The organism is Nocardia sputorum (genome assembly GCF_027924405.1).
Classification (GTDB): Bacteria; Actinomycetota; Actinomycetes; order Mycobacteriales; family Mycobacteriaceae; genus Nocardia; species Nocardia sputorum.
On record NZ_AP026978.1, the window covers coordinates 1,379,431 to 1,397,201 of the forward strand.

Here is a 17,771-nt window from a genome sequence, read left to right on the forward strand (position 1 = left end):
GGGCGGGGTGAAGCTCGGCCCTCGACGACAGTTCGTCGCCGTGGGCAATCTCTGTGATCGACATCACAATTATCCGAGTAGCAGCAGGTCGCGGCGGACTTCCCGGCGCGTTTGCGGACGTGCGCCTGTTTGCCGGGCGGGAATCCTGGGTATCGGTCTGTTTCGTGCCACGCCTTCGGTTCTCGGACCGGAGGTGGAACGAACCGAGGTCCGTGGACGGACTGGAGAGGACGTGCACGTGACCGACCGGACATCCGAGGGTTTCCCGCTGCGGCGTTCCGTGGCGGCCTCCGCCATGGGCAACGCGACCGAATGGTTCGACTACGGCGTCTACGCCGCCACGGCGACGTACCTGACCGACGCCTTCTTCCCCGGCGAACTGGGCACGCTCGGTACCATGCTCGGCTTCGCCATATCGTTCGTCCTCCGGCCGCTCGGCGGCATGGTGTGGGGGCCGCTCGGCGACCGGATCGGCCGGAAAGCCGTGCTGGCCACCACGATCCTGCTGATGGCGGCCGCCACCGGAGCGATCGGCGTGCTGCCCACCCACGCGTCCGTCGGTGTGCTGGCCCCGATCCTGCTCATCCTGCTGCGTGTGGTGCAGGGCTTCTCCACCGGCGGCGAATACGGCGGCGCCGCTACGTATCTGGCCGAATGCGCCACCGACCGCAAACGCGGTTTCCTCGGCAGTTTCCTGGAGTTCGGCACGCTCGCCGGCTTCGTCGGCGGTTCGGCGACCGTGCTGGCCTGCCAGCTCGCGCTGGGCTCGGACACCATGCACGAGTGGGGCTGGCGCATCCCGTTCCTGATCGCCATCCCGCTCGGCCTGACCGGCTGGTACCTGCGGGCCAGGCTGGACGAGAGCCCGGTGTTCACCGAAGTCGCCGAGCACAAGCATCCGCCCGGCGGCTTGCGCGAGGTGCTGACCACCTACCGGCGTGAGACGCTCACGCTGGCCGGATTGGTGGTCGCGCTCAACGTGGTGAACTACACGCTGCTGACCTACCAGCCCACCTATCTGCAGAACACGATCGGCATGGGTGAGTCGGCGACCACCGCGATGATGCTGATCGGGCAGGTGGTGATGATGGTGGTCCTGCCCTTCTTCGGCCGGCTGTCCGACAGTGTCGGCCGCCGCCCGATGTGGTTGTTCTCCCTGATGGGTCTCGCCGTGCTCGCGGTGCCGATGTACTGGCTGATGGGCCAGGGCACCGCGTGGGCCATCATCGGCTTCATCGTGCTCGGACTGCTGTATGTGCCGCAGCTGTCCACCATCAGCTCCACCTTCCCCGCCATCTTCCCGACGCATGTGCGGTACGCGGGTTTCGCGCTGGCCTACAACGTCTCCACCGCGGTTTTCGGCGGCACCGCCCCACTGATCAACGAGGCCGTCATCGAGACCACCGGTTGGTCGCTGTTCCCCGCCGTCTACATGGTCGGCGCGTCCCTGATCGGCCTGCTCGCCTGGAACTACCTGCGCGAAACCGCAGGCACCTCACTGCGCGGCACCGAAGTCCCCGACGCGGGCGAAACTGTCCCGGACGACCCTGCCTCGGACCCGGATCTGCCCGCACAACCCGCGTTCTGAACCGCGGCCAACCACCCGCGGACCGGCGTTTACCGGTTGGTGCGGCCGGGGACGTCGGCTACTGCGTGGCGGACCAGACGGTTACCGAGGCCGTGTAGGCGTGGATCGCGTTGTTGAGGGAGATGCCGGTGAGGAAAGCGGTGCGGCCCGCAGCGGTTTTGACGCAGTAGGCGCTGTCCTTGGTGACCTGGAGGGTTTCGGCGCCCTGGGTGGCGACGAGGTCGGAGCACTGCTGTCGGGTGGGTTCGGCCGGGGTGGTCCACAGGGCGAGGGTGGGCTTCGTCGTGAAGAATCCGCCGCCGACTCCGTACAGGGTGGCTTTGTCGAACCCACCGGAAGAATTGCGGTCGTAACTGACCCATGCGCTGGCGCCGTTGTTGCTGGCCAGCACGCGGGGCGGGACGGAGTCCAAATCCAGATAGGTGAGGTTGATCGTGCCGGTCCATCGGACATCGTTCGGCGAAGCGGCCGCCGACGTCGTCGGCACGGCGGAGGGCGCGGGGGAGGCCGCGCGGTCGTCCGCGGCAGCGCTGGGGGTGGTCTGCTGAGCCGATGTCGAGGCCGACGCCGCGGAGGCGTCGTCATCGGTGAACTTCTCCACCGCCAAGACGATCAACCCGGAAATGATGGGGAACAGCAGTGTGGTGAGAATCGTCCCGGAGTGACGACGAACCCAGCTCTTGCGCTCGGCCGGGTCCTGCTGCCGGGGTTGCGCTGTCTCGCGTGTGTCCGCGTCGGGCTCGTTGTCCCCCATGGAGCTGCCTCCTGTAGCCGCATCGGTTTCCAAAGCTCGACGTTTGCCTGATCTGGCCAGTGGACGGTGCCGTTGCTCATGCTGGTGTGCTGATATCCAATTGTCAATGGCCGCAATTACTTCGGCACTGGCAAAGCGGGGCTCAGGTAGCGGCGGGTGGCTCGTCGTCTTCCGGCCAGCTGTCCTCGATGATCAGGCGGCCGTCTCGCAGGGCGGCCGCGTACTGGTCGGCCACCAGGTCGGCCGGGTAGGTCGGCCAGTAGGAGACGGCGCCGGTGGGTTTGTCGATGACGCAGACGGACCCGCCGACTACCACCAGCGGGCTGTCCGGCTCGGCGTGCGGAGGGCGGGGGAAGGTGGCGACGGCGACGAAGCAGGTGTCGAACTCGGTCAGCCGGTAGGCGATTCCGCGCTCGGCGTAGTCGCCGTTGGCGAGATGGTGGTCGGCGATCCGGTGCGCCTCGGTCAGATCCACCGGTGTGGTCGCCTCGGTCGGGTAGGCGTGGATGTCCATGTGTCGATGGCGGCCGGGGAATGGCCGCCCGCTCCTTCCGGGTCTCTGGATAGCACGGTGGCGGCTCGGCGCAAGCGGGTTTCCGGTCAGTCGAAGCGGATGGTGGACAACATCTTGCGGGCCAAGACCTCCGGATCGGATTCGGCGGCCAGTGCTGAATTATGCAGTGCCCCTTCGCGCCACAGCGAAGCGAAGCCATGTACCAGCGACCATGCGGCGAGCTGGGTCGCCTGCTGCCGGTCGTGGCTGTCGCCCGGCCGGATGTCCGAGACGCCTGCGCGCAGGGCCGTCGCGGAACGTTCCCGGGCGGCGCGCAACGCCGCGTCCTCCGCGTGCAAGAGACTGTGCCGGAACATCACGTCGAAGTGCCCGGGGTGCTCGCGGGCGAAGCGAATGTAGGCCACCGCGACCTCGCGGAAATCCTCCCCGGCCTCCGCGAGCTGCGCGGCCAGCAGCTCGAAACCCTCGGTGGCCAACGCGGTGAGCAGGCCCGCGCGGTCGCCGAAGTGGTGGGCGGGCGCGGCGTGCGAGACGCCCGCGTGCCGGGCCAGGTTGCGCAGCGAGAGCGCGTCGACGCCGTCGGCGGCGATCCGCTCGGCGGCCGCGCTCAGCAGTGCCGCGCGGAGATCTCCATGGTGGTAGCCGTCCTTCGCCATATCTCGATGGTGACCGATCATCTAGACATTGACAAGTTCAGCACGCGGGGACTATCTTTCCACTGTCAAGATTTGCTTTCGATGCACAGGAGATCCCGATGGCACCGCTGGTTGTCCTCGTCGCCGTCACCGCACTCGCCCGCCTCGCCGGCCGGCTGATCGGTCACGGCTGGCTCGATTCGTGGGCGCACGCGACCGCACTCGGGCTGGCCGCGATGCTCGTGCTCACGTCGAGCGCGCACTTCCTCCAGCCGCGCCGCGACGCCCTGATCGCCATGGTGCCGCCGCGGCTGCCGAACGCGGCGGCGCTGGTGACGCTGACCGGCGTCCTGGAGTTGGCGGGTGCGGCGGGCGTACTCATCCCGGCCACCGCGGACCTGGCCGCGGCCTGCCTGATCGCGCTGCTGGTGGCGCTGTTCCCGGCGAACGTCCGCGCCGCCCGCGCCGAACTGGGCATCAAGACCATGCCGTTGCCGCTGCGGGCGCTGGTGCAACTGCTCTTCATCGCGGCATGCGTGATCGTCATCGTCGGCTGAGATGGCGAAAGGCCCGCTCACACATCGGAATTCGATGTGCGAGCGGGCCTTTCGCGTGTTCGGTGCTCAGTTGCCGCGCAGCGCCTTCGCGATGGTGCGCCGCATGAACGGCCGCGCCAGATCCTCGGGCAGGTTCGCCCAGGCCAGGAAGAACCGCGTCAGCGGGTCGAGCGCGATATGGTGGCGTCCGCGTGCCAAGCCCCGTACGGCGGCTTCGGCGACCCGCTGAGCCGACATCGGCTCGATCGACCCGGTGATGGCCTTGGTCTCCACCGGTTTTCGCTGGTTCTCCATGGCCAGCCCCGGTGTGTCGGTGTCGGCCGGATAGATCACCGTGACGTCCACGCCCTTCGGCTCGACTTCATAGCGCAGGCACAACGCCAGCTGCCGGATGCTCGCCTTGGTCGGCCCGTAGGCGGTGTAACCGGTGATTCCGAGGAATGCCGACGTCGAACTGACCAGCAGGATCTTCCCGCCGCCCCGCCGCACCATGCCGGGCAGAACCTGCCGCACGGCGTACACCGTGCCGAGATAGTTCGCCGACATCTGCACCTCGAACTCATCGGCGTCCACGTCGAGGAACCGCCCGGGCAGCGCGAGCCCCGCACAACAGGCGAGGACCTCGCACGGCCCGTTGCGCTGCTCCAATTCCGTGATGGCCGAGGCGAGTTGGTCCGGCCGCGTCACGTCCGCGGCGGCGCAGTCCGCGCCCAGTCGTTTCGCGGTGTCGCGCAACGGTAGCTCACGGCGCGCGATGATCGAGACCTGCGCGCCGCGCCGCGCGAAAGCCTCCGCCACCGCGGCGCCGATCCCTTCCGATCCGCCGGTGACGACGACGTGCTTGCCGGCCCAGTCCTCGACCCGTCCCATCGCGGCTCAGGCTCGGCTCGCGGTGACGATCTCGGCGATCCGGTCCCGCCACAACAGATACGTGCCGGAGCTGCCGTCGTCGGGCAGGCCGTCGAGCGAGCTCTCGATCAGCGCGTCGGTCTTCGCCACGCCGGCGCCGCAGAAGACCTGCGCCGCGGCCTCGCTGTGCTCGTTGACGCTGTTGGTCTGCTGCCGGATGCGGGCGACCATGGCCGACCCCAGCGACAGCTGCGGCCGGAACTCGCCCGCCACGTCCCAGAGTTCCTCCATCGCCGCCGTTTCCACGCCGCCCGCGAAGGTGACGGCGATGCCGACGCCGCTCCACAGATCCGCGTGCCGCCGCGGCTCGAACTCGCCGATCAGCCGCACGACCCCGGCCGGGCTCCCGCCGCCGATGAACCACAGCGCGCGGCCCATGCCCTGGTCGGCGATGCGCTTCAGGTTGTCGCGGTCGCCGAGCCAGCCGGGATAGCGCGTCTCGACGTGCTTGTCGCGCACGTAGCGCTGCATCTGGAAGAACGCCTTGTAGAAGCCGTAGCCGTCGATGGCCAGCCAGCGGAACAGCGGGTGCTGCGGGAACAGCTTCTTCCACCGAAGCTTCGGGATCTTCGCCATGGCGAGGCCGACCCCGACGTACATGGTCAGCGCGTACTCGCTGGCCGGTCCATCGATCAGGTCGGCGGCGCGCCGGCCGGGGGAGAGGGAGTCGATCGCGGTGAGGCCGACGGCCGCGCCCTCGTAGGCGAACCCACGGTACTTCGGCGGGACCTGCAGCAGCGTGGCGATCAGCTCGTCGTTGTCCGAGCTGCGGACCGCGGAGTCGATGCCGCCGACCAGATGCATGGTCACCTGTTCGAGTTCGAGCGCGGTGTGCTGATCGGGCTGCTCGAACTTGCTCAGCACCGAGCGAACACTGGCCGGACTGGGAACGAAAAGGGCCGCGCGCAGCGGACCCAACGGCGAGGGCATGGGGTTCTCCAATCGTCAGAGGAGTCTTTTTCGGGGGGCATCGTCACAGGATGAAGCGGCGAAAACCGCCGTCGAAGAACGTCAGCGCTCCCGTGGCGGCGAGTCGGGCGTCGCGTTCGGCGTGCAGTACTTCGCCGACGACGATGCTGTGGTCGCCGCTGTCGAAGACGTTGTCGAGCTTGCATTCCAGACCCGCGGCCGCGTGCGCCAGCATCGGCGCCGCGGTGTGCGGTCCGGGAAACCACTCGACCTGGTCGAATTGCGCGTCGCCGTCGGGGCGCGCGGAGTCGGCGAAGTACCGGGCCACCGGCTCCTGGTCGGCCGACAGCACGGAAACGGCGAACGCGCCCGCCTCGTGGATCGCCCGGTGCAGGCGCGCCGTGTGGGCGACGCACACCAGGATCAGCGGGGGATCCAGCGAGACGGACGTGAACGCGTTGGCGGTCATGCCGTGTGGCCGTGGCGACCCGGTGGTGACCACGGTGACACCGGTGGTGAACGCGCCGAGCACGCGGCGCAGCTCGGCGCGGTCGGTCATGAGCGGGCCGCCTCCTTCACCGGCTCGGGTTCGCGCGCTATGTCGGCCTCCAGGTCGTCGGCCACCACGGGCTGCTCCGCCGCCTCCGGCGCCGCGCCGCGTTGCCGCCACCATTCGGCGATCCCGCGGACCCACCAGTAGACGCCGCGAGCGCCGCAGACGATGACCAGTGCGATGAACAACCCGTAGGAGATGTGCAGCGCGGTGACGACGCCGTACATGATGCCCACCGAGGCGCCGAACATGATCTGCTGCTTCTTGCCCGACGGGGTGGTGCCCGGGTCGGTGACCATGTAGTTGGTGAACAGCACGAACGCCAGGCCGGTCATCATGCTCAGGCCGGCCAGGATCGAGACGTTCGGCTCGATGAGCCCGCGCACGATGGCCTGCAGCGCGAACGCGCCCACCCACGCCATGATCAGCGGCATCTTCAGCGTCAGCTTGGCGTTGAGCATGGTGCCGGTCGTCAGCAGGCCCAGGACGATGAGCGCGTCCGCCGGGCCCGTGATGTATTCGGTGAAGTGGTACGGCGGGGCCACCGCGATCATCGGGAACACCAGGAAGCACACCACGACGCCGAAGTTCGACGGGTTCATGAAGTGGCGCATCTTGCCGTTGATCTTGGCGCGCAGCACCCACTTCGTGCCGACGGCGACCACGATGCCGAAGATCACCGGCCACAGCTTGTCGTGCGCGAAGGTCAGGAAGTTGAACGCCAGACCCGTGATGTGCGCGGGCAGCAGGAACTCGAACAACCCGCGCGGCCCCCGGCCCCGGAAGGCGGGGGGCCGCTTGTACGCCCAGGCCGCCAGGACTTCCAGCCCGATCTCGGTGGTATAGGCGGTGGCCAGCGCGATGAACGGCCAGAGGAACGGCTGCTCGAAGCCGAGCAGCGGGAACCCGATCAGGTTGAAGATGGTGATCGAGATGGCGAAGTTGCGCAGCGCCAGGTAGCGCGGATCCTTCGTGGCGGCGGGCTTTTCCACCCATTCCTTGGCGAACTCGGTGCCCGAGCGCTGGACCGCCGAGATGCGTTCCGCCGCGGAGACGCTCGTCCCGTTGCCGTTGCCGTTGCCGTTGCCGTTGCCGTTGCCGTTGCCGGCCGTGGCGGCGGCTCCGCCCTCCGTGGCCGTGTCGTCGCCCCCGGGAGCGCCGTGGGCGGCGCTGCCGTTGCCGTCGGCCGCCGAGGTCTCGTGGTGGCCGTTCGAGGCGGCTGTCGCCTCGCCCGGATCCTTCTTGTCGTTGTCGCTCATCGCTGCTTGACCTCCTGCGCGTCCGAGGCGAGGTTCACGGTGTGCCAGCCCGGCGCGAGCTGGAGGGATTGTTCGTGCGGGGTGCCGTTGGTCTCCCGCCAGCGAAGCGTGACGTGCAACGGGGCGGCCGGGTCGACGTCGCCGAGACCGATGTGCACCTCGGTGGCGCGCTTGCCGGTGTGCCCGCTGCCGCCGTCGAGGTGGCTGGTGAGCAACCGGCCGTCCGCCGTGCGGACCTCGACCTGGGCGTCCACGGCCGGAACGCCTTGCGTGGGAAGACCGGCGATGGTGTTCGTGGTCGCGGTGCCCTCCCATGCCTGCCGGAACAGCTTCAGGCCGAGGAACTGGCCGCCCTTCGCCTTGTTGTTGTGGTAGAAGGTCGGGTCGCCCCATTGGCGGGCGACGGCGAAGCTCAGCGCCCCGTTGCCGGACGTGTCGCCGACCGCGATGCCGCGTGAGGGCACCGGGGTGTCCATGCCGAGGGCGTGGGTGAGGTTGGCGAACTTGCCGTCGTCACCGCGGCTGAAGAAGCCGACCGGATTGCTGCCCGCCAGGTCGGCGTCCTCGGCGATGATCGGCCAGGACCACGGGTACTTGGTCAGGTCGTCGTTCATGGTGCCGAGTTCCTGGATCTGCGGCCACCGGTTGGTCTCACCCTTGATCATGCCGGTGGCCTGGACCACCTCGTTGCGACCGTCGTTGTCGAAGTCGTCGATCTTGGCGTCCCAGCCCCAGGTCTCCCAGGCCAGTCCGACGTCGGTCGCGCGGTTCTTGAACGGCGCGACGCCCTCGGCCAGTTGCCGTGCCGCGTCGGCGGTGTCCTTGGCGGTGTTGTAGAACGCGAAGTGGCCTTCCATCAGCGCGAAGCGCACCGCGATGTTGCTGACGAACAGGTCCGGCATGCCGTCGCCGTTCAGGTCGCCGAAGTCGGCCGCCATGCCCTTGTCCGAATCATGGCCGAGCACATACGACTTCGGCTCGGTGATGCCGCGCTCGCCCTCGGCGAAGCCGAAGCGGATCTGTCCCGGCGTGGACTTGTTGACGAACAGGCGGTCGCGCCCGAAGTCGTTGGCCACGTACAGCTCCGGCAGCTGGTCGCCGTTCAGGTCGGACGCGGCGGCGGCCAGCGCCCACCCGGTGTCCATGCCGATCGGGAACGGGTTGGCCACCTCGCGGTAGTCGGCGGTCGGCTCGTCGCCCGCCTTGGCGGAGGCCAGGGTGAAGATCCGGTCCTTGCCGCCGTTGCGCGCGTTGGACAGCGAGTCGGTCATCCACAGCGCGAGCTGGCCCTCCTTGGAGAGCACGTCCATGTCGTTGAAGTACTGACCCAGGTAGATGTCCGGCTTGCCGTCGCCGTCGAAGTCGGACACCGAGACCGCCGCGGTGATCCAGCGTTCGCCTTCGTAGTGCCCGTCCGCGGTGTTCGGGGAGGGGACCAGGTCGATCGGGCGGAACGCCTTGGCGTCCAGCCGGGTCGCGTTGGCGCGCTGCAGGTACAGGATCGGCGTCCGGCCGTAGTACGACACCAGGGCGTCCAGCCGGCCGTCACCGTTGAAGTCGCCGGGGATGCAGCCCGACGGCACGGTGGAGGAGTCGGCGGGTAGCGGTTTCGGGTCGAGCACGAACGGCTCGTACCGGCCGGTGTTGCTGTCCGGCGTCGGCGTGATGAACGCCGTGTCGGAGCGGGGGTCGACCACGCACAGGTCGTCGGCCAGCCGGTTGCCGTCGAAGTCGTTCATCGCGATGGCCGCGCCGACCGACGAGATCCAGGCCGACAGGTGCTTGTACGGCTCGCGCAGCTCGCGGATCTTACGATCGGTCGGCAAGCCCTTGGGCAGCGCGATCGGCATCGCGGTGAAGTCGAACTTGCTCGCGATCGGCCCGCCCGCTTCGTCGTAGGTGGGCAGCAGCGCCGACCGCGCGGGGATGAACAGCGAGCCCATCAGCAGCAGGGCCACCCCGGGCACCACCGCTTTTCGGAGGAGGGATCGGTTGATGGGAATTTTCACGAGTGCTGCTCCTCATGGGCGAGTGTGAATTGCTGTCCCGCGGTGTCCGCGAGTCCGTCGAGCACCTCGCGCAGCGTGGCCAGCGCCTGGTCCATGTGCTGCTCGGTGTGCCTGCAGTTGATGAAGAACCGCAGCCTGGCCTCCCCGGCCGGGACGACCGGATGGGTGATGGCGTTCACGCTGAATCCGCGCTGCAGCATGGCCAGCGCCGCCAGCACCGCCGGTTCGTCGGCGCCGGTCATGACCGGGATGATCGGCGAATCCTCCGAGGTGCCGATGTCGAAGCCGTATTCCTTGGCGCGGCGGTGGAAGTACTCGCTGTTGTGCCGCAGCCGGGTCACGCGTTCCGGCTCGTCGCGCAGGACCTCGAGCCCGGCCAGCGCGGCGCCGATGGCCGACGGGGCCGGCGCGGCGGTGTACATGCTCAACCCGCCTGCGACGTACTTGAATCCGTCGACCAGTTCCCGGTTGCCCGCGAGATAGCCGCCGACGCTGCCGAGCGCCTTGGACAGCGTGCCCATCCAGACGTCCACGGCGTCGCCGGGCAGGTCGAACAGCTCGCGCACGCCGTGCCCGGTGGCGCCCAGCGTGCCGAAGGAATGCGCTTCGTCGATCATGATCGAGCAGTCGTAGCGCCGGGCCACCTCGATGATCTCGGGCAGCCGGACCACGTCGCCGTCCATGCTGTAGAGGCCCTCGATGATCACCATGGCCCGGTCGAAGCTGCGCCGCGACATCTTGAGGATCGTCTCGAGCGACTCGGGATCGTTGTGCCGGAAGGAGACCCGCTTGCAGCGCGACCACTCCGTGCCGGAGACCACGCTGTGGTGGATGAGCGCGTCGCAGACCGCGAGATCGCGCTTGCCGAGCAGGAATCCGACCGCGGCGGCGTTGGTGAGGTAGCCGCTCGCGGTCACCAGCGCGGCCTCGGTGTCGTAGATGCCGGCGATCTCGGCTTCCAATTCGCGATAGATCGGCAGCTCGCCCGCCACGATCCGGACCGCGGCGGCGGAGGTGCCGTACTGATCGATAGCGTCCTTGGCGGCCTGCCGCACCCGCGAGTCGGCGGCCAGATCCAGGTAGCCGAAGCTGCTGAAATTCACCACGTCCCGGTCGGCCATCCTGGTCACCGCGCCGCTGATGCCCTCGTGCGGCAGGTAGTACGGATTGACCAGACCGACCTCGTTGACCCAGGCGTCGAACCGCCCGAACCGCTGCGCGGCCTCGAGCACGCCGGGGTGGTCACGGAACGACGTGTGCGCGACCCCGCGTGTCGCGCTGCCGCCGTTGCCGGTTGCCGCGGCCGGGGCGGCGGAGCCGTTCGCGGCTCGCGCGCCGTTGCCGTTCGCCGGGGCGCTGTTCTCGCCGCTCGCGTGCCTGGCCAGCAGTGCGCGGGCCAGTTCCCTGTTGTTGCCGGTCATTCGTCCTCGCTCCTCGCCGCGCGCTCTTCTTCCTGGGCAATCTGCTCGGCAATTCGCGCGCCGAGCCCGCGCAACGTCAGTCCGATCACGGCGAGCACCGACAGCTGGGTGCCGAGCACCTGCACCACGCGGGCGCCGAACTCCATGCCCATCAGCGAGTCCATGCCGAGCTCGGGCAGCGGGGTGTTCAGGTCGATCGTCTCGGCGTCGACGCCGAGCACCGCGGCCAGCTGCTCGGCGAGCAGGTAGGCCACCACCTCGCCGCGCTGGTCGATACCCAGCTGGAGGATCTCCGCCCGCAGCGCGCCCGCGCCCGACGCGCCGCCGCCCGCGGCCGCCACCTGGTCGGCGAAACGCGGCGTGCGGGTGGACGGGCGGTGCGCCAGCGCCCACTGGCTCCAGTCCACGTCGAACAGCACGATCTGCGGCAGGTTCAGCCGCAGGCATTCGCCCAGCAGATCGGTGGCCACGTCCATGTCCACCGAGCGGTAGCCGGTCATCTCCGCGTACCGGCTGACCGCCTCGTAGTCGGCCATGCCGCCGCCACCGCTCATGAAGCCCCAGTTCACCGCCAGCGCGGCGGCGCCGCGGGCCCGGCGGGCGGCGGCGATCATGTCCAGGACGGAATTGGCCGCCGCGTAGCCGAATTGGGGTGAGATGCCGACGATGCTGCTCGCCGAGGAGAACAGCACGAACATGTCCAGCTCGATGTCGGCGGCGGTGACGGCGGTGTCCAGGTTGACCGCTCCGGCGACCTTGGGCCCGAAGATGTCCGCCAGCGACTCGGCGGTGATCTGCGGTACCTCGAGGTTGTTCACCACACCAGCCGCGTGGAACACGCCGCGCAGCGGGTGCCCGCTCGCTTGGATGCGCTCGACCAGCGCGGCGACGGCGTCGTAGTCGGCCATGTCGAGGCGTTCCTCCACCACTTCCACACCGCCGGAGGCGATCTCGGCGACCGCCGCGCGAGCCGCGTCCCCGGTGGCGCCGCTGCGCCCGGCCAGCACCAGACGTCGCGCGCCGATCCGCGCCAGCCAGCGCGCGGTGGCCAGGCCGAACGCGCCGAAGCCGCCGGTGACCAGGTAGCTGGCCTCGGGATCGATCGGCAGACCCGGCCGTTTGCCCAGCACGGTCGGTTCCGGTTCGCGCAGGTCGAGCACCACGCGGCCGATCTGCTTGGACCGCACCACGGTCTCGAACGCCTCGGCGGTCGAGGCCAGCGGGAATGCGGTGTAGGGCAGATAGTCGTAGGTGCCGTCGTTCAGCGCGTCCATCGCCCGGCGTGCCGCGCGACGGACCAGTTCGGGGCGCACGGCCAAGGCGCGATCCATGTCCACCGCGAAGAAGGACAGGTTCCGGTCGAACGGGCGCAGGTCGATCGCGCCACCGCCGTAGATGTCGGCCTTGCCGATCTCGATGATCCGGCCGAATTCGGCGGCCGCCCGCAGGTTCTGCTGGAGGATCTCGCCGGGGGAGGAGTTGTAGACCACGTCGACGCCGCGTCCGCCGGTGAGCGCGAGCACCTCGTCGACGAAGCTGATCGACCGCGAGTTGACCACCTCGTGCGCGCCGGCCGCGGCGGCCACCGCACGGCGCTCCTCCGAGCCCGCCGTCGCGATCACCCGCGCGCCGAGGCGCACCGCCACCTGGACCGCGGCCATACCCATGCCGCCCGCCGCGCCGTGCACCAGCACCGTCTCACCCGCTCGCAGGTGGGCGAGCTCGCCGAAGGCGAATTCGGCCGTCAGGAAGGGCAGCACCGAGCTGGAGTGGCACGGGTCGAGTTCGGTGTCCGGATAGTTCAGGGGCATCGTGGCGCCCTCGTCCGGCCGGAGGGTGACATACCTGCGGACCAGGTCCCTGGCGCACACCGACATCTCGTCACCGACGGCGACCTCGGTCACGCCGGGGCCGACCCGCTCGACCACGCCGAACCCGTCCATCCCCAGGTCGGTGCCGAAGTACGTTCCGGCCAGCTCTTTTTCGGTGAGCACACCGAGCACCTTGAGCGCGTCCTTGTAGTTGAGGCCCACCGCGTCCATCCGGATCTCGACCTCGCCGGGGCCCGGCGGTACGCGATCGACCGCGCGCCACGCCAGATCCGACAACAGCCGAGACCGCGGAATCTCCAGGCGGAACGAACTTTCCGGATCGGTCAGCGGCGCGGCCTCGTCCCAGACCGCCAGATGTTCCCGCAGGGACTTGCGCAGGTGCAGCGCCCAGCACGCGCCCGCTCGCAACGCGACCTCGTCGGCCCGTCCGTCGCCGAACACCTGCTCGACGATGTCGGTGGCGCGTGTGGCCGGTTCGGTGTCGACCAGCCGCCAGTGGACGGCGGGTTGCTCGTTGCGCAGCGTGCGCCGCGCGCCGGTGAGCGCGGCCTGCGCGGGATGCGCGAAGGCGTCGACCGGCAGGCAGAACGCCTGCTCGGTGACCACCACCGCACGCACCTCGGCCGCCGGGGCGTCGTCGTCCTCCTCGCCGACCACCAGCTCGCCGACCGCCTTCGCGACCAGGGCGAGCCCGTAGGCGTTGGGCACGGCGTCCAGCTCGGCGCCCGACACCACGACGAGGCGGCCGCGCGTCGCGCCGGGCCGTTGCTGGGCGGCGCGCAGAGCGGCGAGGACGCGATCCGAGGCGCCGGCCTCCTCCGGGTCCAGGGTGAGGATCTCCGAGAAGGCACGAGCGCTGGCGATCTCCTTCGCGCGCTGGGAGACGGTGCTGCCCAGGCTGACCACGAGCAGGAACTCTTCGCCACCCGTCGATTCGTCGGCGGTCGCGATGTCGTCGACGATGGCCCACACCGGCTCGTAGAACAGGCCGTCGAGCTGGTCGTGCAGGTCCGGCTCGGCCGCCAGCCTGGCGAACCGGACACCCGAAAGTGTCAGTGCGACAATGCCTTCCGGTGAAGCGACGGTGATGTCCGCGCACAGCGGGTCGCCGTCCACCCGGCGGACGAGCACGACCGCCTGCTCGGGCAGCGGCCCGGTCCAGCGCACCCCGGCGACCGAGGACGGCACGACGACGCTCGCGCCGCGCGCCGTCTGGGCGTACAGGGCGGCGAAGCACTGCAGCGCGGCGTCGACCGCGGCGGGGTGGGCCAGATGCGGCAGGCTCGGCGAACTGCCTGCCAGCGGCGTGAGATCCAGCCGCGCCAGTACGGAGTCGGCCCCCACGCGGGCGTCGGTGATCAACCGGAAGCTCGGACCGTAGGCCAGGCCGTGCGCGGCGAGGCCGTCGTAGAGGGTCGCCGCGGTCACGTCCACCGCGTCCGCCGCCGGAGTGAGGTCGATGGTGCGCGCGTCGACGTCCGCCTCGATCAGCCTGCCGTACGCGTTGACCGTCCAGGTGGTCGCGGTGGCGGCGCGCGAGCGCAGGGTGAACCGGTGGGTGGTCTCCTCGACCGTGAGCCGCAGGACCGGCACGTCATGCCGTGCGATCACCAGCGGCGCGACGAACTGAACCGACTCCAGCCCGAAGGTGGCGCGGCCGGTCCGTACCGCGGCGGCGCTGAGCGCGGCGTCCAGATACGCCGCGCCCGGAAGCACGACCGACCCGTCGACCACGTGATCGGGCAGCCACGGCAGCGCGGCCACGGACAGCTCGACCTCCCACTCCGGAGCGGAAGCCGCAGTGCGCTGCCCGAGCATGACGTAGCCGTCCACGGCGCCGACGCGATCCGCCTCGATCGCGGGGTCCTCGATCCAGAGCCTGCGGCGCTGCCACGGGTAGCGAGGCAGATCCAGATGCGCGGTGGGGGTTTCCGGCGCGCCGGGCGCGTGCGTGGTGTCCAACCCGCCCACCTGGTACAGCTCGCCCACCGCGCGCAACAGGTTGTCCCGGTCGTCGGCATTTCGGGCCAGGGTGCTGATCGCCGCGCCGTCGAGGCCGCGGCGCACGAACGCCTCCTTGATGTTGCCGCTGAGCACCGGATGCGGGCCGACCTCCAGGAACACCCGGTGCCCGGCGTCGAGCAGGCTGTCCACGGCCGCGCCGAATGCCACCGGCTCGCGCACGTTGCGGCACCAGTACTCGGCGTCCCACTCGGGGCCGGACAGCTCACCACCGGTGACGGTGGACCAGATCGGTACCCGCGCGGGTCGCGGCGCGAGGTCGGCCAGCGCCGCGGTGAGATCGCCGAGAATGGGGTCCATCAGGTGGCTGTGGTAGGGCACCTCGACGCGCAGGGCCTTGGCGAACACGCCTTCCTCGGTGAGTTCTTCTCGGATGCGGTCCAATGCGGCGAGGTCGCCGGACAGTGTCGCCGCGGAGTGGCTGTTGATCGCCGCGACGCAGACGCCCGGCACATCGGCCAGGCGCTCGCGCAGCTGTTCCTCCGGCAGCCCGACGGCGAGCATGCCGCCGGTGCCCGCGGTGGTGGCCTGCAACCGGGCGCGGTGATAGCTCACCAGCAGCGCGTCGCGCAGCGACAGCGAGCCCGAGACATAGGCCGAGGCGACTTCACCGACGCTGTGGCCGACCACCGCGGCGGGGTGGATGCCGAGTTCGGCGAGTTCGGCCACCAGCGCGGCTTGGACCAGGAAGTTCGCCGGTTGCGCGTAGGCGGTCCTGGTAATCCGCGATTCCGCTTCCGGGCGCAGGAGTTCCTCGACGATCGACCAGCCCGCGATCTCGCGGAAGACCTCATCGATCGCCCGCGCGGCGGTCGCGAAATGCCCGCCTGCCTCGAGCAGGCCGCGGGCCATGCCCCACCACTGCGGGCCCATGCCGCTGAACACGAACACCGGCTGGGTGGAACCGTCGGTGAGCGCCCGGGCGGGCGACTTGCCCGAGCCCGCGGCGAAATCGGCAAGCTGGGTGCGCAGATCGTCGGCGTCACGATAGGCGAAGGCGGCGCGAAGCGGATGGTGCGCGCGCTGCGCCCACGCCGCCTCGGTCACCGCCTCGACGGGGGTGGCCTCGGCGAGGTCGTGCAGCTGGGTGGCCATCGTGCGCAACGCGGTCTCGTTGCGGGCCGACAGCGGCAGCACGGTGATCGGTCCGCGCGCGGACTCCGCGGCGGGCGCGGGCACTTCCGGCGCGCGGGTGAGGATCGCGTGGGCGTTGGTGCCGCCGTAGCCGAAGCTGTTGACCGCCACCGCGGCCCGGCCGTCGTCGTTCGGCAGCGGTTCGGTCTCCAGCGGAATGCGTACCCGCAGTCGGTCGAAGTCGATCTCGGGGTTCGGGTTGTCCAGCCGCAGTTGCGGTGCGATGACGCCGTGGTGCAAGGTCAGCGCGGCCTTGATGACGCCCGCGACGCCCGCCGCGGCCTCGGTGTGCCCGATGTTGTTCTTCACCGAGCCGACCGGCAGCGGCTCGTCGCGGCCCTCGACCGCGCCGTACACCGCACCCAGCGCGGCCAGTTCGAGCGGATCGCCGACCGGTGTGCCGGTGCCGTGCGCCTCCACATAGCGGATGTCGTGCGCGTCGATGCCCGCCAGCCGGCGCACCCGCCGGGCCAGTGCCTCCTGCGCGACGGGGTTGGGCACCGGTATGGCCAGTGTGCGGCCGTCCTGGTTGACGCCGCTGCCCCGCACCACCGCGTAGATCCGGTCGCGGTCCCGCACCGCCGCGTCCAGCTGCTTGAGCACCACCGCGCCCGCGCCCTCGCCACGGCCGTAGCCGTCGGCGGCCGCGTCGAAGGACTTGCACCGTCCGTCCACCGCGAGGAAGCGGCCTTTGCACATGGAGATGAACGCTTCCGGCCGCAGCATCGCGTTGGCGCCGCCGACGATCGCTGTCTCGCACTCGCCCGATTCCAGCGCGAGCACCGCTTGGTGCAGCGCGACCAGCGAGGACGAGCAGGCGGTGTCGATGGTCATGGTGGGCCCGAGCAGATCCAGCAGGAACGCGATGCGGGCCGACAGCAGCGTGTGCGACGAACTGGTCGGGCTGTGGCTGTTGATCGAGGCCCGCGACACCGAGCCGCTGCGCACCAACGCGTTGTCGTTCATGAAGCCGCCGACGAACACGCCGACCTCCCGGCCGCTGACCCGGCCCGCCATCCCCGCGTCGTCCAGCGCCTCCCAGGCGACCTCCAGCAGCAGCCGCTGCTGCGGATCCATGATCGACGCCTCGCGCTGGGAGATGCCGAAGAACTCGGCGTCGAACTCCCACAGCGGCTGGGTCAGGAATCCGCCGTGCCTGGTGTACATCCGGCCCGGCGCGTCCGGGTCCGGGTCGTAGAACTTCGCCAGGTTCCAGCGGTCCGCCGGCACTTCCACGATCCCGTCGCCCTTGTGCACGACGAGATCCCAGAACGAGTCCGGTCCGTCGATGCCGCCCGGAAAACGGCAGCCGATACCGACAATTGCTACATTGGGCATGAAAAATCCCCTGATGCTCAGGTATTCGAAAACATCGGCGTTTCTCGCCGACGTCGTCGAAACAGCGTGGAGACAACCGGAAGCGCGACGCCGGTAAACCTGTTCGGCCAGCAGCGTCGTCCGGAGGTGAAGTGGTTCCGCGGTAGGAGGTCTGTGTCCACCCATGGTAGGAGGCCCGATTCGCGAAGGTCAATACGGAATCGTACCGCTCGGGGCCGAAATATATTGCGGCGTAAGTAATGACAACTCGTTATCACCGCAGTTCAGAACGGGTATGACGGTATTATTCCGGTGTTATTACACGGTTATGGCCGCCGAACCTGCGGTAAATTACACC

The 17,771-nt window shown here is 69.6% G+C and carries 12 protein-coding genes; 2 read left to right on the forward strand and 10 right to left on the reverse strand.

Annotation, left to right across the window (positions count from 1 at the left end):
- The first annotated feature begins 295 nt into the window (after positions 1-295).
- Positions 296-1,588 carry an MFS transporter gene (locus QMG86_RS06240; RefSeq protein WP_434086195.1) on the forward strand — a complete coding sequence of 431 codons (1,293 nt, stop codon included), beginning with the start codon at positions 296-298 and terminating at the stop codon, positions 1,586-1,588.
- Positions 1,589-1,646: 58 nt separating this feature from the next.
- On the opposite strand, the gene QMG86_RS06245 is transcribed toward QMG86_RS06240, so the two are convergent.
- From QMG86_RS06245 to QMG86_RS06255, 3 genes are all read right to left on the reverse strand, one after another.
- A complete protein-coding gene (locus QMG86_RS06245; RefSeq protein WP_281878229.1) occupies positions 1,647-2,342 on the reverse strand; it encodes a hypothetical protein in 696 nt (231 codons plus the stop codon).
- 142 nt (positions 2,343-2,484) lie between these two features.
- Positions 2,485-2,856: an SUKH-4 family immunity protein gene (locus QMG86_RS06250; RefSeq protein ID WP_281878231.1), complete on the reverse strand. Its 372-nt coding sequence runs from the start codon at positions 2,854-2,856 to the stop codon at positions 2,485-2,487.
- Between the two features lie 86 nt (positions 2,857-2,942).
- Positions 2,943-3,512 carry a TetR/AcrR family transcriptional regulator gene (locus tag QMG86_RS06255; protein ID WP_281878232.1) on the reverse strand — a complete coding sequence of 190 codons (570 nt, stop codon included), beginning with the start codon at positions 3,510-3,512 and terminating at the stop codon, positions 2,943-2,945.
- Between the two features lie 98 nt (positions 3,513-3,610).
- On the opposite strand from QMG86_RS06255, the gene QMG86_RS06260 reads away from it, so the two are divergent.
- Complete coding sequence (locus QMG86_RS06260; RefSeq protein ID WP_281878233.1) at positions 3,611-4,048, forward strand: DoxX family protein; 438 nt, start codon at positions 3,611-3,613, stop codon at positions 4,046-4,048.
- Positions 4,049-4,114: 66 nt separating this feature from the next.
- Here the strand turns inward: QMG86_RS06260 and QMG86_RS06265 are convergent, their stop codons facing one another.
- The 7 genes from QMG86_RS06265 to QMG86_RS06295 are packed head-to-tail and all read right to left on the reverse strand — an operon-like array spanning position 4,115 to position 17,434.
- Positions 4,115-4,918 carry an SDR family oxidoreductase gene (locus QMG86_RS06265; RefSeq protein WP_281878234.1) on the reverse strand — a complete coding sequence of 268 codons (804 nt, stop codon included), beginning with the start codon at positions 4,916-4,918 and terminating at the stop codon, positions 4,115-4,117.
- A 6-nt stretch (positions 4,919-4,924) separates the two neighbouring features.
- Positions 4,925-5,887: a DUF1702 family protein gene (locus QMG86_RS06270; RefSeq protein ID WP_281878235.1), complete on the reverse strand. Its 963-nt coding sequence runs from the start codon at positions 5,885-5,887 to the stop codon at positions 4,925-4,927.
- Between the two features lie 43 nt (positions 5,888-5,930).
- The gene (locus tag QMG86_RS06275) at positions 5,931-6,425 is read right to left on the reverse strand and encodes a flavin reductase family protein (RefSeq protein WP_281878236.1); all 495 of its coding nucleotides are present in this window, start codon (positions 6,423-6,425) and stop codon (positions 5,931-5,933) included.
- Positions 6,422-7,678: an RnfABCDGE type electron transport complex subunit D gene (locus tag QMG86_RS06280; RefSeq protein WP_281878238.1), complete on the reverse strand. Its 1,257-nt coding sequence runs from the start codon at positions 7,676-7,678 to the stop codon at positions 6,422-6,424. The genes QMG86_RS06275 and QMG86_RS06280 overlap by 4 nt, the downstream gene beginning before the upstream one ends.
- Positions 7,675-9,687, reverse strand: coding sequence for a CRTAC1 family protein (locus tag QMG86_RS06285; protein ID WP_281878240.1), 2,013 nt, complete (start codon positions 9,685-9,687; stop codon positions 7,675-7,677). The genes QMG86_RS06280 and QMG86_RS06285 overlap by 4 nt, the downstream gene beginning before the upstream one ends.
- Complete coding sequence (locus QMG86_RS06290) at positions 9,684-11,108, reverse strand: aminotransferase class I/II-fold pyridoxal phosphate-dependent enzyme (protein ID WP_281878241.1); 1,425 nt, start codon at positions 11,106-11,108, stop codon at positions 9,684-9,686. The genes QMG86_RS06285 and QMG86_RS06290 overlap by 4 nt, the downstream gene beginning before the upstream one ends.
- Positions 11,105-17,434 carry a type I polyketide synthase gene (locus QMG86_RS06295; protein WP_281878242.1) on the reverse strand — a complete coding sequence of 2,110 codons (6,330 nt, stop codon included), beginning with the start codon at positions 17,432-17,434 and terminating at the stop codon, positions 11,105-11,107. The genes QMG86_RS06290 and QMG86_RS06295 overlap by 4 nt, the downstream gene beginning before the upstream one ends.
- Between the last annotated feature and the right edge of the window lie 337 nt (positions 17,435-17,771).

Bases quoted from the DNA above. Each gene is read 5' to 3' on its own strand.
- QMG86_RS06245 (WP_281878229.1), bottom strand. From the start codon at position 2,342: ATGGGGGACAACGAGCCCGACGCGGACACACGCGAGACAGCGCAACCC.
- QMG86_RS06250 (WP_281878231.1), bottom strand. From the start codon at position 2,856: ATGGACATCCACGCCTACCCGACCGAGGCGACCACACCGGTGGATCTG.
- QMG86_RS06255 (WP_281878232.1), bottom strand. From the start codon at position 3,512: ATGGCGAAGGACGGCTACCACCATGGAGATCTCCGCGCGGCACTGCTG.
- QMG86_RS06295 (WP_281878242.1), bottom strand. From the start codon at position 17,434: ATGCCCAATGTAGCAATTGTCGGTATCGGCTGCCGTTTTCCGGGCGGC.
- QMG86_RS06270 (WP_281878235.1), bottom strand. From the start codon at position 5,887: ATGCCCTCGCCGTTGGGTCCGCTGCGCGCGGCCCTTTTCGTTCCCAGT.
- QMG86_RS06240 (WP_434086195.1), top strand. From the start codon at position 296: ATGGGCAACGCGACCGAATGGTTCGACTACGGCGTCTACGCCGCCACG.
- QMG86_RS06290 (WP_281878241.1), bottom strand. From the start codon at position 11,108: ATGACCGGCAACAACAGGGAACTGGCCCGCGCACTGCTGGCCAGGCAC.
- QMG86_RS06260 (WP_281878233.1), top strand. From the start codon at position 3,611: ATGGCACCGCTGGTTGTCCTCGTCGCCGTCACCGCACTCGCCCGCCTC.
- QMG86_RS06280 (WP_281878238.1), bottom strand. From the start codon at position 7,678: ATGAGCGACAACGACAAGAAGGATCCGGGCGAGGCGACAGCCGCCTCG.
- QMG86_RS06275 (WP_281878236.1), bottom strand. From the start codon at position 6,425: ATGACCGACCGCGCCGAGCTGCGCCGCGTGCTCGGCGCGTTCACCACC.
- QMG86_RS06265 (WP_281878234.1), bottom strand. From the start codon at position 4,918: ATGGGACGGGTCGAGGACTGGGCCGGCAAGCACGTCGTCGTCACCGGC.